This is a genomic window from Streptomyces spinoverrucosus (assembly GCF_006539505.1).
Lineage (GTDB): Bacteria > Actinomycetota > Actinomycetes > Streptomycetales > Streptomycetaceae > Streptomyces > Streptomyces spinoverrucosus.
Genome location: NZ_BJND01000105.1, coordinates 1 through 20326, shown reverse-complemented (window position 1 = coordinate 20326; position 20326 = coordinate 1). Strand labels below are relative to the sequence as shown.

The 20326-nt window shown below is 67.5% G+C and carries 14 protein-coding genes and 7 pseudogenes; 8 read left to right on the top strand and 13 right to left on the bottom strand.

Annotation, left to right across the window (positions count from 1 at the left end; translation table 11 throughout):
* Positions 1-960: 960 nt before the first annotated feature.
* The 3 genes from SSP24_RS45460 (at position 961) to SSP24_RS40130 (ending at position 4461) form a co-directional block, all read left to right on the top strand.
* A complete protein-coding gene (locus tag SSP24_RS45460) occupies positions 961-1623 on the top strand; it encodes a transposase (protein WP_373866248.1) in 663 nt (220 codons plus the stop codon).
* 281 nt (positions 1624-1904) lie between these two features.
* Positions 1905-2918, top strand: coding sequence for a hypothetical protein (locus SSP24_RS40135; RefSeq protein ID WP_141315850.1), 1014 nt, complete (start codon positions 1905-1907; stop codon positions 2916-2918).
* 43 nt (positions 2919-2961) lie between these two features.
* Entirely contained in the window at positions 2962-4461 is a 1500-nt protein-coding gene (locus SSP24_RS40130) for a hypothetical protein (RefSeq protein ID WP_141315848.1), read from the top strand.
* A 122-nt stretch (positions 4462-4583) separates the two neighbouring features.
* Here the strand turns inward: SSP24_RS40130 and SSP24_RS45455 are convergent.
* From SSP24_RS45455 to SSP24_RS40105, 5 genes and pseudogenes are all read right to left on the bottom strand, one after another.
* Positions 4584-4935 (bottom strand): annotated as a pseudogene (locus SSP24_RS45455) (integrase core domain-containing protein); the annotation flags it as partial.
* Positions 4936-5049: 114 nt separating this feature from the next.
* Positions 5050-5376 carry a hypothetical protein gene (locus tag SSP24_RS40120; RefSeq protein WP_174864799.1) on the bottom strand — a complete coding sequence of 109 codons (327 nt, stop codon included), beginning with the start codon at positions 5374-5376 and terminating at the stop codon, positions 5050-5052.
* A 56-nt stretch (positions 5377-5432) separates the two neighbouring features.
* Positions 5433-5710, bottom strand: a pseudogene (locus tag SSP24_RS40115) (transposase); the annotation flags it as partial.
* Between the two features lie 210 nt (positions 5711-5920).
* Positions 5921-6058 carry a hypothetical protein gene (locus tag SSP24_RS40110; RefSeq protein ID WP_218037144.1) on the bottom strand — a complete coding sequence of 46 codons (138 nt, stop codon included), beginning with the start codon at positions 6056-6058 and terminating at the stop codon, positions 5921-5923.
* Between the two features lie 638 nt (positions 6059-6696).
* Positions 6697-7407: a hypothetical protein gene (locus tag SSP24_RS40105; RefSeq protein ID WP_141315845.1), complete on the bottom strand. Its 711-nt coding sequence runs from the start codon at positions 7405-7407 to the stop codon at positions 6697-6699.
* A gap of 845 nt (positions 7408-8252) precedes the next feature.
* Here SSP24_RS40105 and SSP24_RS43265 point away from each other — a divergent pair.
* Positions 8253-8429, top strand: a complete 177-nt coding sequence (locus SSP24_RS43265) for a hypothetical protein (protein WP_167529851.1) — start codon at positions 8253-8255, stop codon at positions 8427-8429.
* Positions 8430-8551: 122 nt separating this feature from the next.
* Here SSP24_RS43265 and SSP24_RS45040 read toward each other — a convergent pair whose 3' ends face one another.
* Both SSP24_RS45040 and SSP24_RS40095 read right to left on the bottom strand, forming a co-directional pair.
* On the bottom strand, positions 8552-11323 hold the full coding sequence (locus SSP24_RS45040) for a helix-turn-helix transcriptional regulator (RefSeq protein WP_167529850.1): 2772 nt from the start codon (positions 11321-11323) through the stop codon (positions 8552-8554).
* Between the two features lie 220 nt (positions 11324-11543).
* The gene (locus tag SSP24_RS40095; protein WP_141315841.1) at positions 11544-12470 is read right to left on the bottom strand and encodes a hypothetical protein; all 927 of its coding nucleotides are present in this window, start codon (positions 12468-12470) and stop codon (positions 11544-11546) included.
* A 1528-nt stretch (positions 12471-13998) separates the two neighbouring features.
* On the opposite strand from SSP24_RS40095, the pseudogene SSP24_RS45450 reads away from it, so the two are divergent.
* Together SSP24_RS45450 and SSP24_RS45445 are read left to right on the top strand one after the other, a co-directional pair.
* A pseudogene (locus SSP24_RS45450) lies at positions 13999-14529 on the top strand (CocE/NonD family hydrolase); the annotation flags it as partial.
* 25 nt (positions 14530-14554) lie between these two features.
* Positions 14555-15349 (top strand): annotated as a pseudogene (locus SSP24_RS45445) (CocE/NonD family hydrolase C-terminal non-catalytic domain-containing protein); the annotation flags it as partial.
* Positions 15350-15613: 264 nt separating this feature from the next.
* Here the strand turns inward: SSP24_RS45445 and SSP24_RS45190 are convergent.
* The 4 genes and pseudogenes from SSP24_RS45190 to SSP24_RS40075 all read right to left on the bottom strand — a co-directional run bounded on the left by SSP24_RS45190 (position 15614) and on the right by SSP24_RS40075 (position 17488).
* Positions 15614-16006, bottom strand: coding sequence for a carotenoid oxygenase family protein (locus tag SSP24_RS45190; protein WP_308439663.1), 393 nt, complete (start codon positions 16004-16006; stop codon positions 15614-15616).
* A pseudogene (locus SSP24_RS45185) lies at positions 15904-16560 on the bottom strand (carotenoid oxygenase family protein); the annotation flags it as partial. The pseudogene SSP24_RS45185 and the gene SSP24_RS45190, both read right to left, overlap by 103 nt.
* The gene (locus SSP24_RS45180; RefSeq protein ID WP_308439662.1) at positions 16557-16937 is read right to left on the bottom strand and encodes a carotenoid oxygenase family protein; all 381 of its coding nucleotides are present in this window, start codon (positions 16935-16937) and stop codon (positions 16557-16559) included. The pseudogene SSP24_RS45185 and the gene SSP24_RS45180, both read right to left, overlap by 4 nt.
* The gene (locus SSP24_RS40075; protein ID WP_229866353.1) at positions 16934-17488 is read right to left on the bottom strand and encodes a hypothetical protein; all 555 of its coding nucleotides are present in this window, start codon (positions 17486-17488) and stop codon (positions 16934-16936) included. Before SSP24_RS40075 ends, SSP24_RS45180 begins: the two co-directional genes overlap by 4 nt.
* A gap of 46 nt (positions 17489-17534) precedes the next feature.
* Here SSP24_RS40075 and SSP24_RS44645 point away from each other — a divergent pair.
* A pseudogene (locus SSP24_RS44645) lies at positions 17535-18008 on the top strand (PadR family transcriptional regulator); the annotation flags it as partial.
* A 170-nt stretch (positions 18009-18178) separates the two neighbouring features.
* Here the strand turns inward: SSP24_RS44645 and SSP24_RS44640 are convergent.
* Both SSP24_RS44640 and SSP24_RS40060 read right to left on the bottom strand, forming a co-directional pair.
* Positions 18179-19339: an acyltransferase family protein gene (locus SSP24_RS44640; RefSeq protein ID WP_141315837.1), complete on the bottom strand. Its 1161-nt coding sequence runs from the start codon at positions 19337-19339 to the stop codon at positions 18179-18181.
* A gap of 228 nt (positions 19340-19567) precedes the next feature.
* Positions 19568-19756 (bottom strand): hypothetical protein, encoded by a 189-nt coding sequence (locus SSP24_RS40060; protein ID WP_141315835.1) that lies wholly within the window; start codon positions 19754-19756, stop codon positions 19568-19570.
* A 297-nt stretch (positions 19757-20053) separates the two neighbouring features.
* On the opposite strand from SSP24_RS40060, the pseudogene SSP24_RS40055 reads away from it, so the two are divergent.
* Positions 20054-20326 (top strand): annotated as a pseudogene (locus tag SSP24_RS40055) (integrase core domain-containing protein); the annotation flags it as partial.

Sequence of the window (20326 nt, the reverse complement as noted above, 5' to 3'; positions counted from 1 at the left end):
GGAAGTTACACCGAACGATTTACAGTCCCGCTTGCGGGCCACGTACGGGCCGCCAAAGGCTGCCACAGCCCTCGGTGGGCGCCGTCACCATCATGGACGGGTACGAGAACGGCATGATCTGCCTCCAGCTGTCCGTCGTGTTCGGGAACATGAACCACCAACTCGGGTGCGTTGCTGACGGGGTTCGTCCCGCAGGCCTGTCGATGAGGTCTCGTTTCCGGGGGCCACCTCGGTGGGGGCCACCGTCAGGCACTTGCTGCTCGTGCTGTTGACGATCTGGAACATCGGCAGGTTATAGCAGTAGGGGTTGGTGCCGATGTAGCGCAGAGTCCACTGCTGCTTCTGTGTGCTCGGCACCTCGTCGGTGACGACCGGCCACGAGCTCGAGCCGCTGCTGGCAGAGGCCAGTGCCCGCTTGGTCGTCCTGTCGTTAAACCTCGCGCTTTCATGAAGCGGGCTGTCCGACAGGCGGTCAGGTAAGCGAAAAGCCTCTGACCAGCGAGAATGAGGATTGCTGAGGTCCTTGTTCCCGCCCCTGTCGGAGGCACATTCCAGGTGAAGCAGCCTACCGGGTCCTACCCCCATGTCCGTGTCCGGGACGGCCGAGCCGTGGTCTCGCAGGCCGGTTCGGTTCTGCTGGTCGAAACGGTCCGCAAGATCTTGACCGGGCCATCTCCGCAGCGCTCGCCCCCTGGCGCGAACCGCGGGCCGTCCACGACCCGGGCAAGGTCCTGCTGAACCTCGCGCTCGGCGGAGACTGCCTCGCCGACGTTCACACTGCTGCGTCCGAGCCGGCCGTGTTCGGACCGGTGGCCTCCGACCCGACGGTCTCCCGCCTGATCGACACCCTCGCCGCCGCCGGCGGAAAGGCACTGACCGCGATCCGCGCGGCTCGGGCCGAAGTCCGCAGCCACGTCTGGAAGTTGGCTGCAGGTTCGGGCTCCGGACGCCGACGGGCAGGTGACCGTGGACCTGGACGGAGTGCTGGTCGTCGCGCACTCGGACAAGCAGGACGCCGCCCCAACCTGGAAGAAGACCTACGGCCACCACCCGCTGATGGGGTTCGTCGACCACTGCCCGGGCGGAACCGGAGAGCCGGTGGCAGCCCTGCTGAGGCCGGGCAAAGCGGGTTCGAAACGGCCGCCGACCACATCAGTACCGCCCGCCTCGCCCTGGCCCAGCTGCCGAAGAAGTACCGGCGCGCGGCAGACCCTCATCCGCTGCGATTCCGCAGGCGGCACTCACGAGTTCGTCGCCTGGCTCGCCCAGCGCGGGCGCTGGCTGTCCTACTCGGTCGGCATGGTGATCACCGAGGCCATCCATCAGCACGTCCTCAAGATCCCGGCATCGGCCTGGACCGGCCATCGAGACGGACGGCGAGATCCGCGACGGCGCCTGGGTCACCGAACTCACCGGCGACTCGCTCGCGGGCTGGCCCAAGGGCATGCGGCTGATCGTCCGCAGGGAACGGCCCCACCCCGGTGCCCAGTTGAGAATCACGGACGCCGACGGCATGCGGATCACCGGTTCGCCGCGAACACCCCCGACCCGGCCGATCGCCGCGTTCGAGCTCCGCCACCGGCTGCGGGCCCGCGCGGAGGACCGCATCCGAGCCGCGCGTGATACAGGACAGCCTTTATGCCTGCCTGATAGCGCAAGACCCCGCTACCACTGCCCTCGTTGAATGGTGCCGTTCACTGCATTCCTGCACAGCGACTGCCCATATGGGGAAGATGCGGAACTGACCAACGCACGGAGCGTCGATAAACCGACTCTCATGAACCAGAGAATTTCCCAAGACATCCACTGCAGCACCATCTTAGACGAAACACGGGAGGGAAAAAATGCGTCTTGATTGGAGAACCATTCATACGATTCGAACTCACCCAATTCCTTCGAATTTTTTGGATCTCGTTTACCGTGAGAGAAGCCCTGTGGATTGGGCCTGGCTCTTCAGTCATTTTCTGCTGGAGTACAGCAGCCAAGAGGAGGTGATTTTCCGATTCGCAAGGGATTCCATACTCACGTGTGATATCGCGGCGACATACAAGGGCTTTACCGCAGACGAACAATCCATGGTGCTTGAATGGCTTAAGCTAAATCATGATCGACATAAAGGTGAACTTGGATTTCCTGGCGAGGCGGAGGAATGGGACCTCTATCTGTCAGGTGAATATGTAAGAGTGGAGTTTACTGAACGGCTTCACCAGATTCTTTCTCAGCACCTGGAGGCAAGGTATCCGGAATTTCTTGCGGAGCTTGAACTTGCTAGTCGCGTAGTCTGGTATGGCTCCGAGCGTTGGCGTCCCCCCAACGACGATCAGAACGGCTGGATCAAATTGAGTCATTACCCTTTGACTATGCGGGCGGATGACTACGTCAACGAACAAAACCGAGCCGTTCCTAAGTCGAGACCCAGTCTAGAAACTCAAGTACCGCCAGCGAGCACGGCCGTTAAGGGTGGCGGCCGGAAGGTGCTTAGGTTCAGTAATCTTGTCTCTTTCCAAAACAAGGCCAAGAGTTGCGGGGTCCGTGACGGCACGGTGAGCAATATCATCGAGAATGCCGACGGCCTGAAAACACTAGAAAAAACACTGCACGTCTGGTGGGCGGCAGACCAAAAGACGATCCGGGTGGAGGTGGACCTAACTGAAAGAGAGGAGACACAGGAGGTGCTGGCTAATTGCGCCGTAAATGAACCAGTGCCATTCGTTCAAATTGGTGAAAATCTCATCATTCGAAAGCACGAAATGGTGCAGACGTTTGAGGTCCTGAGACTTGCGGAGTACCCCATGGGAAACTTGCTATGTGTCGCACGGAGGAAGTTTGTTCTGCTCACCGGGTCGGCCGTAGACCAGGAAAGGCTCAAGAACTCATTGGAGAGGGAGGGGTGTGCCCTCCAGTCGACACATACGTGAGATTTTCAGCCCTTAGATAGGGAGTCGTTTCAGGAGGCTAGGTGTGGCAACGCCAGCAAGTGTAATCCCGGATATTATTTCAAGGTTCGCAGTTTCCTATCAGGAGACGATGAAGAATCTGACCGCACTGAAGCTTAGTGGCGACGATCTACACAATAGACTGAACACTTTCCAGAACCTCGCCGGAGGCGGTGAACTTAATTCTTATGTGGACCAGACGCTAAATGATCAGGGCGTGCGGGACTGGCTTCAGAAGATTAATCTGAGACTGACGCATCGGATCAGTACTAGGTCTGACGTAGATGAAAACATCGACAACCTCAAAGACATCATCAATGATCTACTTATTTCGTCGAGCCTGGTCCCTGTCAGATACGAAAATGGTAACAGACAAGCACTGGAAGTCCTGAGCCCGGCCGCCCTGACTGTTGTCCTTGCGAAAGTAGCGAAGGATCTCGCAGAACTGAGTCCAATGACGTCGGGGCTCGGTGACATTAGGTACAAGCCAGAAGGTCAACTAAGTGAAAGATTGGCCAGGCTTGCGCTGCTCAATATGGCTCCCGACGTACGGAAGGGTATTGTAGAAAATCCCCTTTTTGAACAAATCGTCACAAGCTCGAATGCGGCAGACTTTATGTTCGCCGCCAATGTGCGAGAAGGGCAGCAATTTCTCAATACGTGTATTTCGGCGTCTGTTCACAACTACATCAGAACCCAGACTCCTACAATTATTGGCCTGCTTGAGGTCGGCAAGAAGCTAGCTGACAAAATTCAAGCAAAGCTGGATGCGTCACCTGCTGAAGTAAAGAACAAGAAGTACGAGGGCCGTACTGTCGAGCGGCATGTAGGGTCCCGGATCTCCCAAGCCAGGGAGGTGTTCGCTTACATAGAGCGGGAAGTTGCAAAAACTACTTCTGACACCAGTAGCTTGACTGCTCGGGAGAAGGCAAAGGTACTCCTGGATCTCAATGGAGTATGGGGGAGAGTGATGCAGAAGTTGGAGGCCGTACAGGACTTTAGTGATGAATTTCCCAAACTCACCAACAAAGGGCATCGTGATTCTTATGAAATGAGTCTTGTACTGTCGCTGCCTAAGGTATTTCATGAGCCCCGGCGCAGGCTTACGGGGATGCCTGAAGACCACATTAGCAAGGTATCTGAATCGGTTCTTGCTCGTCCATTGACTGGGACTTACATCCAGGCGAGTGTATGCCACCGAGACCATCATGATGATCTCACGGATGCGGAATGGGGAAAGCGCCTCTGGAACGCGGTCGCATATGACCACGCGTGTGTGCTGATGCACGGCCATCACGCTCTATACCTTCGGGCGAGTGGAGAATTTGAGTTCACCATCGTGGAGACGAAAAGGTACAGCAGCAAGAGCGATATAACATTTAAGGCTAAAGAAGCCCGTAGCAAACTCAAGGGTTTTGAAATCCCCACTGATATCTGTCACAGAATGACATCCGCGGCGCCGAGAGCTTCTGGCGAGATCCCGTCTTGGGAAGATGTGGCTGTGCGTGTGACTATCAGCTTCTGACTTCTCTGGCATGGCCACCACCAGCCACGGTGCGTCATCCGTGAGGGGCCGTTGAGCTTTCCAGCGTGGCCACTGATCGGGTAACGGCACCGTCGGAGCCGATCCCCGGGTGGACACCGGTTTCATGCGACGAGTGACAGCGTATATGATGTGATCAGTTGCTGTTCGAAGTCGGCCGGTGTGAGGTGACCAAGCGCGGAATGCCGGACGGCACCGGATGTCGTAGGCCAGCCGGCGGAACAGCTCAAGGCGGGTCTGCGCTTTCGAGGTCCAGCGCCTGCCGTGGAGCAATTCGCGCTTGAGGCACTGGAAGTACGACTTGGCGAGGGCATTGATTCATATCTCGAGCCGACGCGGCCCATGCCTGCGGCGGGTGCCGTGCCGACGGCACACCTCGGCGAAGTCGGCCGCGCTGCTTGGGGCGCCCCTGTCGGTGTGGAAGACGACGCCGCGGACCCGGCCGCCGCGGGCGGCCAGGGCGATCTTGATGCGGGCCTCGGTGCGGATGCGGAAGTTGTGCCGGTGCACATCCTCCACTTTGAGGACGCTGCTGAACGCCTCGCCACGGCGTTGACGCTCCTATGCTTGTCAACTCGTCATCTCGGCTTCGCCGTCAGCGCTCTTGGGGGTGGCGGTGGCGAACCCGGCCAGGACCGCGCGGGCGGCGTTCTCGGCATCCAGAGTGTCGGGCTTGCCGTTCATCCGCCGCAGCCGTCGGTCCGGGCGGCCTGCCTCGACCACCTTGTGCCTGGCCCGGTGCAGGAACGAGGCCAGCGTGGCACCGTAGGAGCCGGTGCCCTCGACCCCGAACGCCAGGACCTGCCGAACGAGACTGCCCAGTCCAGTAGTTGCTGGAATCCGCCGGTGTCCGTGGGAATCGTCAAGGTCGCCCCGGCCGGACGGTCGACAGATCAACGCCAGGACACCCATAGGGTCAGTCGTAAGCAAGAGTCAGACCGTCACGGCCGGGGCGACCCCACCGGCCCGAACACGGCCGACTCGGCCCGCAGTGTTCCTACATCGCCAGGCAGTCCCCGCCCAAGGCCACCGCGAGCGCAATGTCCAACAGCGTCTTGCCGGGATCGTGCACCGCCCGCGCTTGCGCCACGGCGCCAGCGCCGATGACACCATGTCCAGGCCGCTCTTGCGGACCGTCTCAACCAGCAGCACGGCCCCGGCCTGCGTCAGCACGCCGCGTCCACCGCCCTCGATACGGACACGCGGGTAGGACCCCGATACGCTTCTTCACTTGAAGTGCCTCCGGCGACGGCGGGAACAGGGACCTCGACAATCATCATTCTCGCTGGTCAGAGGCATTTTTCGCTTATCTGATACCAGTCGGACAGCCCACCTCGTGTAGGGTCGGGGGCTGGCGCGGTGGCGGAGTACGTCCGCTCCGTTTCCAGCCCCCGCCGCATCGAACCGTGCGGTTCTCCCGCACACGGCTCACCGACGCAGTTCACCACCGGCATTCGGCCTGCCCTGCCAGTCCCGGAAGGGTCTGGGGGGCGACGACGGTCCCGTGCAGAGCGATCAGCCCCAGCGAGTCGGCGGAGGCGAACGCCACCACCGACCAGCCGAATCTTCGGCTGATCAAACGTGCCCCTGACGGCCGCCGCCGCGCTCATGGCGCACCGGGTCGCCGAGTCCCGCGACGGGCGGGCTCCCCGTTCGGTGGACTGGCCTGGCCTGGCCTGGCGACCGTGACGGTGGCGGTCGCCGCCGTCACCGGCGCTGTGGACCGCAGCAGGCTGTGGGGCTGGACGTCACCGCGGACGCTGGGGCTGCTGGCGGCTGGAGTTGTCCTGCTGGCCGCCTTCATGGTGATCGAGTCCCGGGCCGAGCATCCTCTGGTCAACCTGGCGCTCTTCCGCAACCGGCTCTTGGGCACCGCAGCGATCATGGTGATCGGGCCTGCGGCGGCAAGCCCGCTCGGCCACGGATCCGCATGCCGCCGGCGCCCGCTCCTGGGCTCCCGCCGCCGGAAGGCGCAAGGCAGCCCAGTGCGTTCGGTGACACTGCACACGCGCCACCGGGGGCTTCGCCCGGGGCAGGTGCTGCGGTGCTCCGCGGGGATGCCCTCGCCTCCTGGCCGGCGTCCGTGACAAGTCCGCCTCTGGGGTTCGCCGATCGGAGGGCGGTGCTTGGGCCGGGCGGTCCTCCGACCGGCCGACCTGGCCGGCCACGGTGGGGAGGGACGGTGTCGGTGCGGCACCAAAGCGCCCCGCGGAAGACCTAAGCGGGGCGTGGGTGACGCCTTTCAGGTCCACGGGTGGACAGGTCCACCGGCGGGCACGACACCGAAGCAGGAAGGTCCTCCATGCGCATCTCTGCTGTCAGCGCCGCGGCCGTATTGGCCGCTGGCACGCTCGCGTTGGGAACGGGCTCCGCGTGGGCTGATGCGGCTTCCCCGTCAACGACGCCGCCGGAGCCGGGTTCTGTGAACTCCAGGGTGGAGCCCGCCCACGTCACCGTCGGACCCCGTGTCGTTGCAGGCGGCGAGCAGGTGAGCATCTCGGGCACGTGTGCCATTCCCACGGATTGGCACGCGCGGTTCCCCACGGTGATCGCCATCACCTCTCCGGGCTTCGCCGCACCGGCGCGGATCTCCAGTGCCAGGCCGGACGCCTTCACCGCCTCGGCGCAGACGGTAAAGCGGCCAGGGACATACCCCGTAACCGTCACCTGCAGCAACGGAACCGCACGCACGTACTTCATCGACGCGGGGGCGCCCAGGCCCGCACCCGTGCCGAGGCCTGAGCCCGCCAGGCTCTCGGTCTCCTCTGCGTACGTGGCCCCCCGCACGACGATCCACGTCTCCGGAACTGTCGCCACCCGCCAGGGCAGGCCGCTGGGAACCGTGAGGGCCATCGCGTCGAACGGCTTCACCGGCGGCAGGGCGGTCATCGACAGGAACGACCCCACGGCCTTCAGCGCGCACGCCACCGTGGTGAAAACTCCCGGCCGTTACACCGTGACGCTGTTCGGAGACCACGGCCGGGTGCTGGCATCGACCCAGTTCATCGTCGGGAAGCGGTGACCAGGACGGCCCGTCGTACGCGGCCCGGGACCCTTCGGTTCTCCCGGGCCGCGGCGTGCGTGCGCACAGCCCTGCGTCCGGCTGCTCCCGCAGGCTCGAAGAGGCATATCCCCGCGGGCCGTGTCAGAAGGGCCGCGGCCTCATCTGCGTTGGCGGCGGCCCTGGTCCCGGTTCTGTGCGCATCCGCCGTCGCTGCTGCCGGAGACGACCCGGACGCCGCGCTCGCCGCCGCGCTGAAACGCGGCCGGGACGCATGGTTCCGGCCGTCTGTCCGTGGCTGTCACGGACATGGACACCGGAGCACATGCCCGCTACGCCCCCACGTCGCACCGGTTCGCCACGGCCAGTATCGTCAAGGTGAACACCCTCGCGGCCTTGTTGTTGAAGGCACAGCAGGAAGGCCGACCGCTTACCGTCGGCGAGCGGCGGGATGCCCAGTGGATGATCCGGCTCAGCGACAATGACGCGGCCACCCGCCTGTGGCGGGCCATAGGCGGCCCACCGGACTTGTCATGGCCAATGAGCGGCTCGGGCTCGTGGAGACCACGCCCGATGCGGCGTGGGGCATCATTACAAAGACGGCATCGGATCCGATCCGCCTGCTCAGGGCGATCGCCTCGCCCCGCTCCGCGCTGACCGCCACAGGCCGCGCCTATGTGCGGGCTGATGCGCGGGGTCCATCCGGCCCAGTCCTGGGGCGTGTCCGCTGCCGCCGACCCCAGAAGTGCCACGACCTCTCAAGAATGGCTGGTTGCCCCGGAGTTCGACCGGACGGTGGGTGGTCAACAGCATCGGCGAGGTCCACCACAGCGGTCACCGGTTCCTGGTCGCTGTTGTCTCGGACGACCAGGAGTCCATGGGGGCGGGTATCCGCCAGGTGGAGACTGCGGCGGTGAGGGCCGTCGATGTCCTCCTGCGCTCCCGCTGAGCGCGCGCCCGCGCACACACCGGGGCTCATGTGACCCTGACCACTGCGGTCTTCTCGTCGTGGAGTGCCCGATGCAGCTGAACGGGTGTTGCCTATGTACGGGTGCGGGGACGGACGGGGTGTCAGATCAGCCCGGTCCCGCGGTCCTGGAGCATGATGCTGCGGCCCTGGACGTGGTCGCGGAGCTGGCGGCGGCCGGTCAGGTTGAAGCGTCGGTAGATGTTACCGAGGTGGTATTCGACGGTCTTGACGCTCAGGAACAGCTCGGCCGCAATTTCCTTGTTGGTGAGACCGCGCGCGATGAGGTGGGCGATCTCGCGTTCGCGTCCGGACAGTTCGAGCAGACTAGTGCCGTGCTGGGGGATCCTCGCGGGAGAGAGGGCGGCGAGGTCGCGTTCGCAGCGGTCGAGGAAGGGCCGGGCGCCCAGGGAGAGGAAGCGGTCCCGGGCCCGGGCGAGCCACACGGTGCTCTGCTCCGCCTCTCCGTCCGCTGCCAGGGTCCTTCCGTACGCCTGCTCGAGCAGGCCCCGGTAGAGGGGCATGTCGTCGGGCGGAGAGGGCAGGCGCAGCCCGCGCTCGTAAGCGGCCCGGGCTCGGGTTGCGTCGCCGCGGGCCTGGGCGAGCCGGCCGGACAGCAGGGAGGCCGGGGTGCCTGCGCACGGCGCGGAGCCGGCGAGCCGTTCGAGTCCGCGTAGGGCCCTTTCCGCCTCGTCGAGGCGGCCGGTGCCCAGCAGTGCTTCGGCCTCGAGCGGGCGCCACCACAGCTGTGCGACGGTGACGGCGCTGGCGTGGGGAAGACGGCGCAGGGGTTGCAGTGCGGTGAGCATCGCCTCGGGATCGGACTGCGCCCGGGCTAGCGCCGCCTGGGCGCCGGCCACGGCTGCCAGGGCTGTCTCCGACATGCGCCACGCCCATCGCTCGGCGCGGGCGAGCAGGTCCTGGGCCTGGTCCCACTCGCCGCGGCCGGCGGGGACAAGGGCGGCGATCGCCAGCCCGATGGGCAGGGCCCAGGGCTGCTCCTCGGCCAGGGGGATCTCCACCGCCTTCTCGGCGGTGATGACGGCGTCGTCCCAGGCGCCGAGCGAGTACTGGGCCAGGCTCAACAGGGGGTGCAGGAGCACGGGGCGGGCTTTGCCGCGGTGGAACCGCAGTGCGGCGGTCACATCCTCGATGCCGTCGTGGAACCGTCCGCTGCAGACGCGCAGGACTCCGCGTTGGCCGAGCAGTTCGGCGTCTGCCGCGCGTGCCCGGGCGGCCTCGGGAAGGTCGGCGAATTCGCGCAAGCCCGCCTGCGGTCCGTCGCTGAAAGCACGGCCGGTGGCCCGATTGGCCCTGATGTTGTGGATGAGGCGCGGGCTGAACTGCGCGGTCGCCAGCATCGACTCCGACAGTTCGACGAGTTCCCGGCCGCGGCCGAGCATCGCATAGACCCGTCCCAGCCACACTCCGCCCAGGGCGGCGATCTGCTCCAGCCCGCGTGTGGCCTGGGCGGCCCGCACGGCCCCGGTCAGACGGTCCTCCGCGGCGGTCAGGTCGCCCTGGGCGGCCGCGCAGCCGCCGAGCACCAGATCGCGTGGTGGTGAGGGGGCGCAGGACTCCACCTCGGGCAGGAGCTGCTGGACGCGGGGCAGTTGGTCGGCCTCCATCAGGTACACGGCCGCGGCGAGCAGGCAGCGTTCGCGTTCGGCGCGGCTGTCCCACACGTCCGCCGCCCACAGCAGCAGGGTCGCTGCGCGGGGCGCGTTGTGCGCGGCGAGCTGCTCGACGGCGGCCTTCTCCAGTTCTTCCGCGAGCGTGCGGTCCGGTCCGTCCGTGGCGGCCACCCGGTGCGCCCAGGACGCGGCGGCGTCGACCACGGGCACGGCAGCGGCGTGCATGGCCCTCAGCCGTTTCGGGCTTATCCGGTCCAACACGGCGCGGCGGTAGAGGGGGTGCGAGACGGCGACGGGTATCGATGGTTCACTCGGCCACCAGGAGAGCAGGCCCGCGGCGAGTCCCGGCTCAAGGGCCGCGGTGGGGTCGGTGACGTCCGCCACCCGGCCGACCAGTGCCAGCGGTGTCCGCGCGTTGAGGACGCTCGCTGCCTCCACCATCGCCCTGGCGGCGTGCGGCATGGCCGCCAGTTGCCTGCCGACGGCGGCCGCCAGCGACATCGGCACCGGCAGTGGCTCGCGTCCGCCGCGCAGCTGCGCCGGGGATGCCTGCGTGATCACCGTGCGCAGGTGGACGGGGTGTCCCTGGGTGTGGTGGTGAAGCCGCTGCGTAACGGCGTGGCTCATGGGCCGGCCGGTGAGCTGTTCGCTCAGCTCGGCGATGTCTGCCGCGCTCAGGCCGCCCAGGAAGAGGGGGGTGATCTCCTGCCGGCCGGCGATCAGGCGGCAGGTGTCGTCCTCCACCGTGGACATCGGCCTCGTAGTCCCGGTGCCTGTCCGGGTCGTGAGGACGGTGAGGACGGCGTCGGCCTGCAGACGCCGCAGGACCAGGCTCAGGGCCTGCACGGAGCCGCGGTCCGCCCAGTGCACATCGTCCACGACGATCACCACCGGACCATCGGCCTGCAGCTGGTCGAGCAGGCGCAGCACCTGTGTGCCAGCGTGGAAGGAAGTGGTGTCGGGCGGGATGTCCGCGTGGGACGGGCGGATCTCCCGCACAAGGGCGGGCGGAACGCTGGCCAGCAGCTGGTTGACGACTCCGAAGGTGACATCGGCCTCGGACGCGTCACACACCGCCCGCAGGACGCGGAATCCGTCGGCCTGTTCGCCGGTCAGCCACTGCCGTATCAGAGCGGACTTGCCGATCCCGGCCTCTCCCTGAACGAGAACGACCTGGGGATGCCCGGATCGTGCCCGGCCCGCGCATGCGGACAGCGCCTGAAGCTGCCGTAGGCGGCCCACGAAGATGTCCTGAGGCTGAGGACCTTCCGTCACCCCCTGCGGCACAGTTGGTCATCCTGTTGTTCGTCCATGGGTTGTTCCTTTGCTGCGTACCGCACTGGTGTCGTCGGCTGCTTGCGCGAGCGCGCGCGGGCGGACCGCCGGCTGCTGGGCGGGCACGGCGCGGGCGGCGGCTTCCCCGCCATCCAGCCTTGCCGTCGGCCGGATGCGCGGGGATGGCTCAGCGGGCAGACGTGCGGGCATCCTCGTAGTCACCGAGGGCCTCATGTGCCGTGACACGGGCCAGGGGCCGGATGCGGGCGACGTGGAAGTCGCTCAGGCGCAGGTATCGGTCGCCGGTCTCGCGCAGGGTCCACCGGTGGCGGGTGGCGGTGGTCACCGTCTGCCGGTCGGGGGTGATGGACTGCCAGCGAAGCTCCATGACCAGCCGGTGCGTGCCGCGTCGGCCGGGAGTGAGGTTCCAGGCGGTGATGTGGTGGGTGCTGATGCCGGCCGTGGCACGTATGTCGGCATACCAGGCGGCGACATCGTCCCGGGTGGTGAGGGTGCGCTCGTCCGACATGGTCATGATGAAGGTGTCGTCGAGGAGGGCGAGCAGGGGCCCAGCGGTGTCCGCGGGTCGTTCGAGCAGGGACAGCCAGTAGTGCGCGAACGCCCTGGTGCGGTTGGTGATGTATCCCTCCTGAAAGGGGTCTTGCCGCGTTTCGATGATGTGCTCCCGCAGGCGCGCGAGGCGGGGCAGCCGTTCGTGCGGTTCCTGCACCACGTCGAAGGTGTAGCCGATGAGGGCCGCGCCGCCCAGGTGCGGTCCGTGGGTCTGGAAGGTGTGGGTGCACGTTCCGGTCAGGGCCGCTGCGCCGGTGCGGGTGAGCTGCAGCGTCTGCAGCTGGTGGCTGTTGTACTGGCCGGGGTGGGCGGTGGCGAGGCTGTCCAGGTAGGCCTGGCGTCCGGTGGTGCTGGGCAGCGGGCTGTCGGGCGGGCGGACGAGGGCGAAGTCGTCGGTGACCAGCTCGCCATGGTGCGTGAGGTTTCTGTTCGCCTCGTTCTCGTAGAAGCTGTACCAGCGGTGTAGCACGGCGCGCAGGCGCTGCTCGTCGAGAGAGTGGATGAGGGCGGCGCGGAGCCGGTCCTGTGATGTCTCGGGCATGGGGATCTCCTGGGTCAGCGGCGCGTGGCGCATGGTGCTCCCGGGTCGGTCGTGGCAAGAACGGGTGTTGATGCTGAGGCGGCGGGGTTGACGTCTGGCGGCTGAGTGACGTGCCCGGGCGCGTCGCTGAGGCCTGCCGGCACCCCGCGGGAGGGGAGGATGGCCAAGGCGTGCTGGCCACGCGGGGTGTCGGCAGGGGTCAACGGGCGGGGACGGCTGATCCCCGTGTCATGAGTGCGCGCGCCGCGGACGCCACCTACGCCGCGTGCCTCATCGCGGGGATGGGCATGCCCGGCGCCGGGCAGCCGCCCCAGCGGCATTGCGGTGGTCGGATGACGCTGGCCGGCCTCCTTGACGGCGGTGTTGAGCCAGGCTGCGAGGGCGCTGCTTCCGGCCGCCACGAGAGGTGAGGAACGACGGCCCCCTGGGTCAAACGGCAAACACCAGACCCGGGCCGGACACCCGACCGCCGCTGCGCGGCCGGGATACCCAAGTGGACGTATGACCACCAACGATGCGAGCAGCGCGAAGGCGAGTGCCCCATCCGGTCCCGTGCCGGCAGCCGGGCATGACCGACGGTACCGACGAGGCTGATCAGCGGCTCCCCAGACGGCTCCGGCACCGCGCGGACACCGCCCACAGTCCTGCCGACACCAGGCAGTGGGCCACCGGCCGCCGGCGCGGGCGGCGAAGACCACCGGCCACCCCGGGGCGAAGCGCACCAGCCGGCCGCCGCGACGCCGCTGGAGGCGGTGACGTTCCCCCAGGTCCACCACGCCGAGAAGAGCAGCACCGGGAGCCGGGCGAACCGTTCTGGTCCCGGATGGCGCTGAAGGCCGTGGGCGAACTGTACGGCGACCGCTACGAACGCCGGGCGGAACAGCTCAAGCCGACTCGCATAGCAAGTTTCTGTTCTGTCCCCGGCTTCGCCGGTTCCGGCGGTGCTCACGCTGTGTCGCACTCCTGCATGTCGTTCCGTCACTGGACCACGTGGGCCGTGCCCGAGCCGTGGGCGGCCGGTACCCCGCGACCGTGCCGATGGTGAGCACAAGCAGCTCCTCGACAACTCTGCGCATGTGCGGCGCGCCTCTCGGCTCGGTCGGTGCGTGGACGATCCCCCGGCACGGCGGCCCTCGGACTGATCGATGATCAGAGTGCTGCTTCGCCTCACGGCACACCCCAGGGAGAGTCCCTAGTTCGCGATCAGCAAGCGGCACCCACGGCCTGCAGTGCGCCGACCCTGGGTAATCTGCACGTCGAGGCGCCCGTATGCGAGGTGGCACCGTGGTGCTCCACGGGGGCCGACCGTCTCGCGGCCTCTGCCCGCAGAGGGCGCGGGCACATCGTGGAGCCGGCAGGGGACGTTCGCGCCGGATGTCGCTCAACCTTCGTACTGGGGACAGGTGAGACCGTGACCGCCTGGGCACGTCTGCTTCGCCGCCGGCTTCGGGCCGCGCGCGCCGGGAACGTGGTCGTCACCCGGCCGCCTTCGGAGCATGTGCGCTGCGACAAGGACACCCCGGTGACCATGGCCGACGGCACGATGCTCCGTGTCGATGTCTACCGACCCGCGGGGCCGGGGCCGTTCCCGGTCATCCTCTCCGCGCACCCGTACGGCAAGGACCGCCTCCCGCGGCTGCGTCGGGACAGGTACCGGCCCGTTGGGCAGTACCGGACGTTCCGGCATCCGGAGAGGATCGAGTTCTCGGCCTGGACCGGATGGGAGGCCCCCGATCCCGCCTTCTGGGTGCCGAGAGGGTACGCCGTGGTGAACGCGGACCTGCGCGGCTTCGGCGCGTCCCAGGGCGTCGGAGCGCCCTTCTCCGACAAGGAGGCGCAGGACTGCTGCGAACTCGTCGAGTGGGCAGGGACCCAGCCCTGGTCGACGGGCCGGGTCGGCCTGGACGGTGTGTCGTATCTGGCCATCGTCCAGTACAAGGTCGCCGCGATGAAGCCTGCGCACCTGGCGGCGATCTGCCCGTGGGAGGGACTGAGCGACCTCTACCGGGACTTCGCCAGGCCGGGCGGGATCGCGGAAAGCGGGTTCATGCGCATCTGGAGCACGGGCATGCGCCACGCCGGACGTGTCGGCATCGACATCAGGGCCCAGCAGGAGCAACGTCCGCTCATCGACGACTGGTGGCGGTCGCTGTGCCCGGATCTGGAGCGCATCGAGGTCCCCGCGCTGGTGTGCGCGAGCTTCTCCGATCACAGCCTTCACTCCCGCGGCTCCTTCGAGGCGTTCCGCAGGATCGGCTCGCGCCACAAGTGGCTGTACACCCACCGCGGCGGCAAGTGGTCCACCTACTACGGGCCGAGGCCGCCCAGGCGCGGGCCCGCTTCTTCGACTGGGCCTCAAAGGGCAGGACAACGGCCAGGCCACCACGCCCCGCGTCCGGCTCGAGATCCGCGACCGGGGCAACGCGGTCCATGCGGTACGCCACGACTCCGGCTTCCCGCCGCCGGGGACGGTGTGGCGCAAGCTGTCACTGGACGCCGGCACCGGCCGGCTCACCGACCAGCAGGTGCCCGCTGCGGCGAGCGTCGCGTGCGACGGGCGCGGCCGGGTCGCCTCCTTCGCCTGGGTCTTCCAGGAGGACACTGTGCTCCCCGGGCCCATGGCGCTGCGCCTTCACGTCGAGGTGCGCGGCGGTGACGACGCCCATCTGTTCGCGGGCGTCCGCAAGTTCAGAGAGGGTCGTGAGATCACCTTCGAGGGCTCGTACGGCTTCGAACGGGATCTGGTGGCCAAAGGCTGGCTGGTCGCCTCCCACCGGGAGGCGGATCCCGAACTGTCCCTGCCCGGCATGCCGGTCCACGCTCACAGCACCCGCCGTCCTTTCGCCCCGGACGAGGTCGCCCCGCTGGACATCGCCCTGCTGCCGTCGGCGACGCTGTACCGCGCCGGCGACACCCTCAGGCTGGACATCCAGGGCCGGTGGTTCTCGCGACCCGGTACGCGGCCAGTTCCCGGCCTGGTACGGACGCGGTCCGCGCGTGGAGACGGTCCTGCACACCGGCGGGAGGCACGAGTATCATCTGCTCGTCCCAGTGGCGCCTGGGCCCTGACGAGACGGCTCGGCCCACCCGTGGTCGCGGTCGGCCGTCTGAGGGCGACGTGGTGGAGGTACGGGGTGCGCCCGTCACACATCCGGTATCCACGAGCCGTGGAACCCGGCCGGCACGCGGCGCGGCAGCCGTACCGCGGCGGCCTGCTGGAGAGTTGCGGCGTCGAGGACGATCAGGTCCGAGCGTTCGCCCGTGCGGTCGGTGACGATAGACAGCAGCCACCCGTGGTCTTCCCGCGTGTGGTCGGCGGCGGGTACGAGGACCGCCTCGCCGGGCTCTCGCCCCGGATGGGGTGGATGAGCAGAGCCTGGGTGAGGGTGTCGTACTTGATGATGGTGTCGTCGCCGACTGTGTAGAGATAGCGGCTGGTGCGGCCGGTGCGTTCGTCGTTGATGGTGGGGAATTCCACGCCGCGGTCGTCGAGCGGTTCCTCCGCCACCACGCCGGTGGCGGGGTCGAGTGTCCACCGGTGCTGGTGTCCCCCGGAGGTCCGGGCCGCCGCTGAGGCGGGGTCGCCGGTGCCACTGACCTGTGCCCATGTCGTGGCGAAGACACCCGGTGAGTAGCGGACCGCTTCGAGCACGATGCGCCCGCCGGTGTCCTCGCGGGCGTTGCCGACGTGGAAGAGGTAGCAGGGGCTGATGCCGTACCAGCGGACGGAGCCGGTGCCGTCGCGACGCATGACGCCGAGCCGGGCGCGGTGGGAGTCCTCCCAGCGGTAGGGCAGGCCCCGGCCGGCCAGTGCAGGGTCGAAGACCACCGGAAGGTCCAGCCAGACGACATGGTTCTGCGTCAGGGCGAAGTCATGCATCATCGTCGGCCCCGCAACCGGCACCCCGCGGCTCTCCACGAGGTCGCCTGCCGCGCAGAGGCGGTGGTAGGTGAGGTACGGCGGGGTGAAGGAGCAGCCGAAGAAGTGCAGTTCGCCGGTGACCGGGTCCTGCTTGGGGTGGGCCGTCATCCCGGTGGTCAGTCTGCCCCCGAAGTCGCAGGGCCCCAGGGTGTCCAGATCAGGCGTCATCTCGTACGGCAGGCTGACCTCGACCAGGGCGAGGATCTTCTCACCGTGGTGGTGACGTGGGTGTTGGCGGGGACGGCGGTCAGGTCCGGTGCCGCGCCCGGCCGGATGAACGGTGCGCCGTCCAGACTGCGGGTGCGCACCCAGCGATTGCGGTACCACTCGGCGCGGCCTTCACGCAGCCGGATTCCGTGGATCATCCCGTGTCCGGCGAACCAGTGCCCCGGATCCTGTCCGGGCAGCGGGTTGGGGCCGTTGCGCATGTACCGGCCGCACAGCTCGGGCGGCAGCGTGCCGGTGACGGGCAGGCCGAGCGCGTCGGTCTCATCGGGGACGGGCGCCAGATGGCCCTGGAGAGAGGCGGGGGCGGTCACGGTCACGGTGAGGTCCCTTCAGCGGGTGTCGGCTTGAGAAGAGCGGGAGAGTCTGTGGCGGGCCCGTGCGGCGGCGGGATACCGGGCGGTGAAGAGTCGGGGAGCGTGAAGCCGGCGGCCTTGACCGCCAGCAGGGCGAGGACGGCGTGCGGCGCCTCGTGCAGGAGGAGCGCCGCGGCGGCCGCGGTGAGGGTGAAGCTCGTGGCCCACACCGCGGTGACGACGGAGTTGACCCGGCGGAAGAGCGCCGTTTCGTGGAGGTCGCTCGCCGTGGCCTGCCGGGCGATGCCGAGGGTGAAGGGCCGCCCGGCGGCCAGTGATCCCCACGCGGTCAGGGCGATCCAGCCCACGGCCAGCGCCGGCGCGTACGGCCGCAGCGGCGAGTCGGGCACGGCGAGGGCGAACGCCCCCACGGCGGCCAGGAACAGTGCCGCGCTGGCCTCGATCACCAGGGCGTCCCAGGGACGGCCGGCAGCCAGCTGGTCATGCAGTGCCCACGCCGCCACGGCCAGGGCGATCAGCGCGGCATACCGCCAGTCCCCCCGGGTCGAAACCACCGCGAAGACGATCCACGGAAGAAAACTGCGCAGGTACGCATAACCGATGACCAACCTCCCGACATTCCAGTGCGGCCATGAGCCTTCGCCATGCCGTCCTCGGCCTGCTCGCCGAGCATCCGCCAGCGGATACGACCTGCTCAAGACGTTCAACCAGTCGCTGGCCAACGTCTGGCCGGCCACCCAGAGCCAGCTCTACTCCGAACTCACCCGTCTCGCCGACGAGGGGCTGCTGACAGCGGCCGCGGAAGGACCGCGCCGACGCAAGGAATACGCACTGACCCCGGCGGGCAGGCAGGAACTGCAGCGCTGGCTCACCGAGGTGGAGCCCGAGCGGCCCCGCCGCAACGACATGCTGCTGCGCGTGTTCTTCCTCGGCACCCTCTCCCCACAGGAGGCTCGCGACTTCCTTCTGCACGAAGCCGGGGCGGCCGAGGAGCGCCACGACAGCCTTCGGCGGCTGCAGCAGTCCACGCCCTGGGACGAAGAGAGCCTCTCTCTCCACGGCCGCCTCGCCCTGGAGTACGGCCTGCGGCTGACCGCCATGCAGCGCGAGTGGGCCCGGTGGGCCGCCGACCAGGTCAGTAGTCCGCGATCAGCCCCGCCCCGGTGGCGGGCGATGCCGTCGAGGCCCGCGGCGGCCCGAAGCGCCGTTCTCCTGGATCCGCCCGACCTCCAGCGCCGCGTGCGTCAGCCCGTGGTGGTGCTCACGGGATCGGCTGCACGCGCGAGGACCCGGTTGAGCGCCCAGGCGATCGGCTTTTCGATCCAGCGGTGCACGGCGTATGCGCTGGCGATCATGATGATGCACACCGCAGCGAGGAGGATGTGGGGTTCGGCCGTTCCTTGGAGCTGGTTGAAGAGGATGAATCCTATGTAGGCGTGCAGCAGGTACAGCGGGTACGTCAGGGCGCCGATTTCGACGAACCAGGATCGTCCCAGGCGGTGTGTCCATCCCAGGGCGACGCCGACCATGATCAGGAAGATCGCGGTGATAACGGCCGAGACCACGGTGGGGCTGAACGCGTCACCGTAGCGCCTTCCCACTGCCTCGGCGAACCCGATGCCGCGGTAGAGGGCGTTGCCGAAGGCAGCGAGGACGAGGGCGATGGCCGAGCGGCTGGGTCCGTACTTGCGCAGGAGGCAGAGTGCCATTCCGGCGATGAAGTAATGCGCCCACTGTGACTGCACCAGCACTTCCAGCGCCCGTGAGACAGTCGGGGGCAGGAGCCCTGTCTCGATGAGAACGGCTGTGCCGAGCCAGCCCCAGAGCACCGCTGTGACTCGTCGTCTGGTGAGCCCGATGAGTACGAGCGCGAAGACGACGATGTAGAACCGGAGTTCCGACCAAAGCGTCCAGTACACGACGTCGACGTTCTTCACTCCGAGTGGCGCGTTCAGCATGGTCAGGTTCGCCAGGTACCGGGTCCCGGAGACGGGGAACCGGCCGGCGCCCAGGACTGCGCACACGATCGCGGTGAGGGTGACCGCCGCCCAGTAGGCCGGGTAGAGACGTACCGCGCGTGAGACCAGGAACCGGCGCGGGGTGCGGTCCCATGCGCTCAGCAGGACCACGAAGCCGCTGATCATGAAGAAGGCGTCGACGCCGAGGTACCCGTACCGGGTGACCTGGCTGATCCCCGGGAACGACAGGCTGATCAGTCCACCACCGGGTCCGGAGAAGGTGTAGTGGTAGATCATGACCGACAGCGCTGCGGCCAAGCGCAGCGCGTCGAGTTCGTATAGCCGCGCTCCTTCGTGCTTCGTCCGGGTGGGCAGCGCCGGGGCTGCTACGGGTGCCGTGCGGCTCCGATGCGTTCCTTCGGCCTGCTCGCGAGTGTTGGGATTCATGCCAAAGAGATCCCTCCGCGACGCTGGTGATCTCCAATACTGCAATGCCCGTACAGAGCGACCGAAGGTCCAAGCGGATGACCGGCTGGATGAGTCCCGCGTCCATCAGTCAGGCCAACGTGGGGAGCCACGGCGAGCAACGGGGCACGAAGGTGAGCTGCGCTCTCCTCTCCTTCGGCTGAGGCCGGTCCCTGGCACAGGGGCTGTCGCGCCCGGGCGGAGCCGCGGTCAGGGGGGACCGCCTGAGGAGAGCAGTTCCTTGAGCTCCTTGTCCCGAGCGAGGTCGGCTTCGCGCTTCGGTGCGTCCTGTTCCGACACGGACGTCGCCTTCCAGTCATCGTGGTGCGGCATCGGCGGCGTCGTGGTGTCCTTGAACCACGCGTTGAGGAACGCCTTCGCGCCCTGGTGGGGTGCCACTCGGTCGGCCAGGTCGATGTAGTCGTCGGTGGTCGCCGACTTGTCCTTCTAGGCCGTGAGGAAGGCCCTCTCGATCTGCTGGAACCTGGCCTCCCCCTCCTTCTGCTCCAGTGCGTAGAAGGCGAGGGGAGCACCCGGGTATGCCTGGTTGCTGTAGAGGGGCTTCTCGCGGTCGGCTTGGCTATCGGACCGTACAGGCGGCGGAATACGTCGCCGTTCTCGTATGCCTCCTTCATCACGGACTCCAGGGAGTCGTGCTTGTCGTCGTTGCTGGTCCAGCCGTTCGCGAAGCGGTACTACAAATCCCGTCTGTGGCGCGATGCCCTGACCACAGCCGGGATCACGCACAAGCGCACCCGCGCCTACCGGCCCCAGACCAACGGCAAGGTCGAACGCTTCAACCGCACCCTGCTCGACGAGTGGGCCTACGCCCGCCCCTACCACTCGGAGCAGGAACGACGCGACGCCTTCCCCGACTGGCTGCACACCTACAATCACCACCGCGGACACACCGCGCTCAAGGGCCAACCACCCGCCAGCCGCGTCCCCAACCTCTCAGGGCAATACAGC

Coding starts and splice junctions, on each gene's coding strand:
- SSP24_RS40095 (WP_141315841.1), bottom strand. CDS start 12,470: ATGCCCGAGACATCACAGGACCGGCTCCGCGCCGCCCTCATCCACTCT.
- SSP24_RS44640 (WP_141315837.1), bottom strand. CDS start 19,339: ATGAATCCCAACACTCGCGAGCAGGCCGAAGGAACGCATCGGAGCCGC.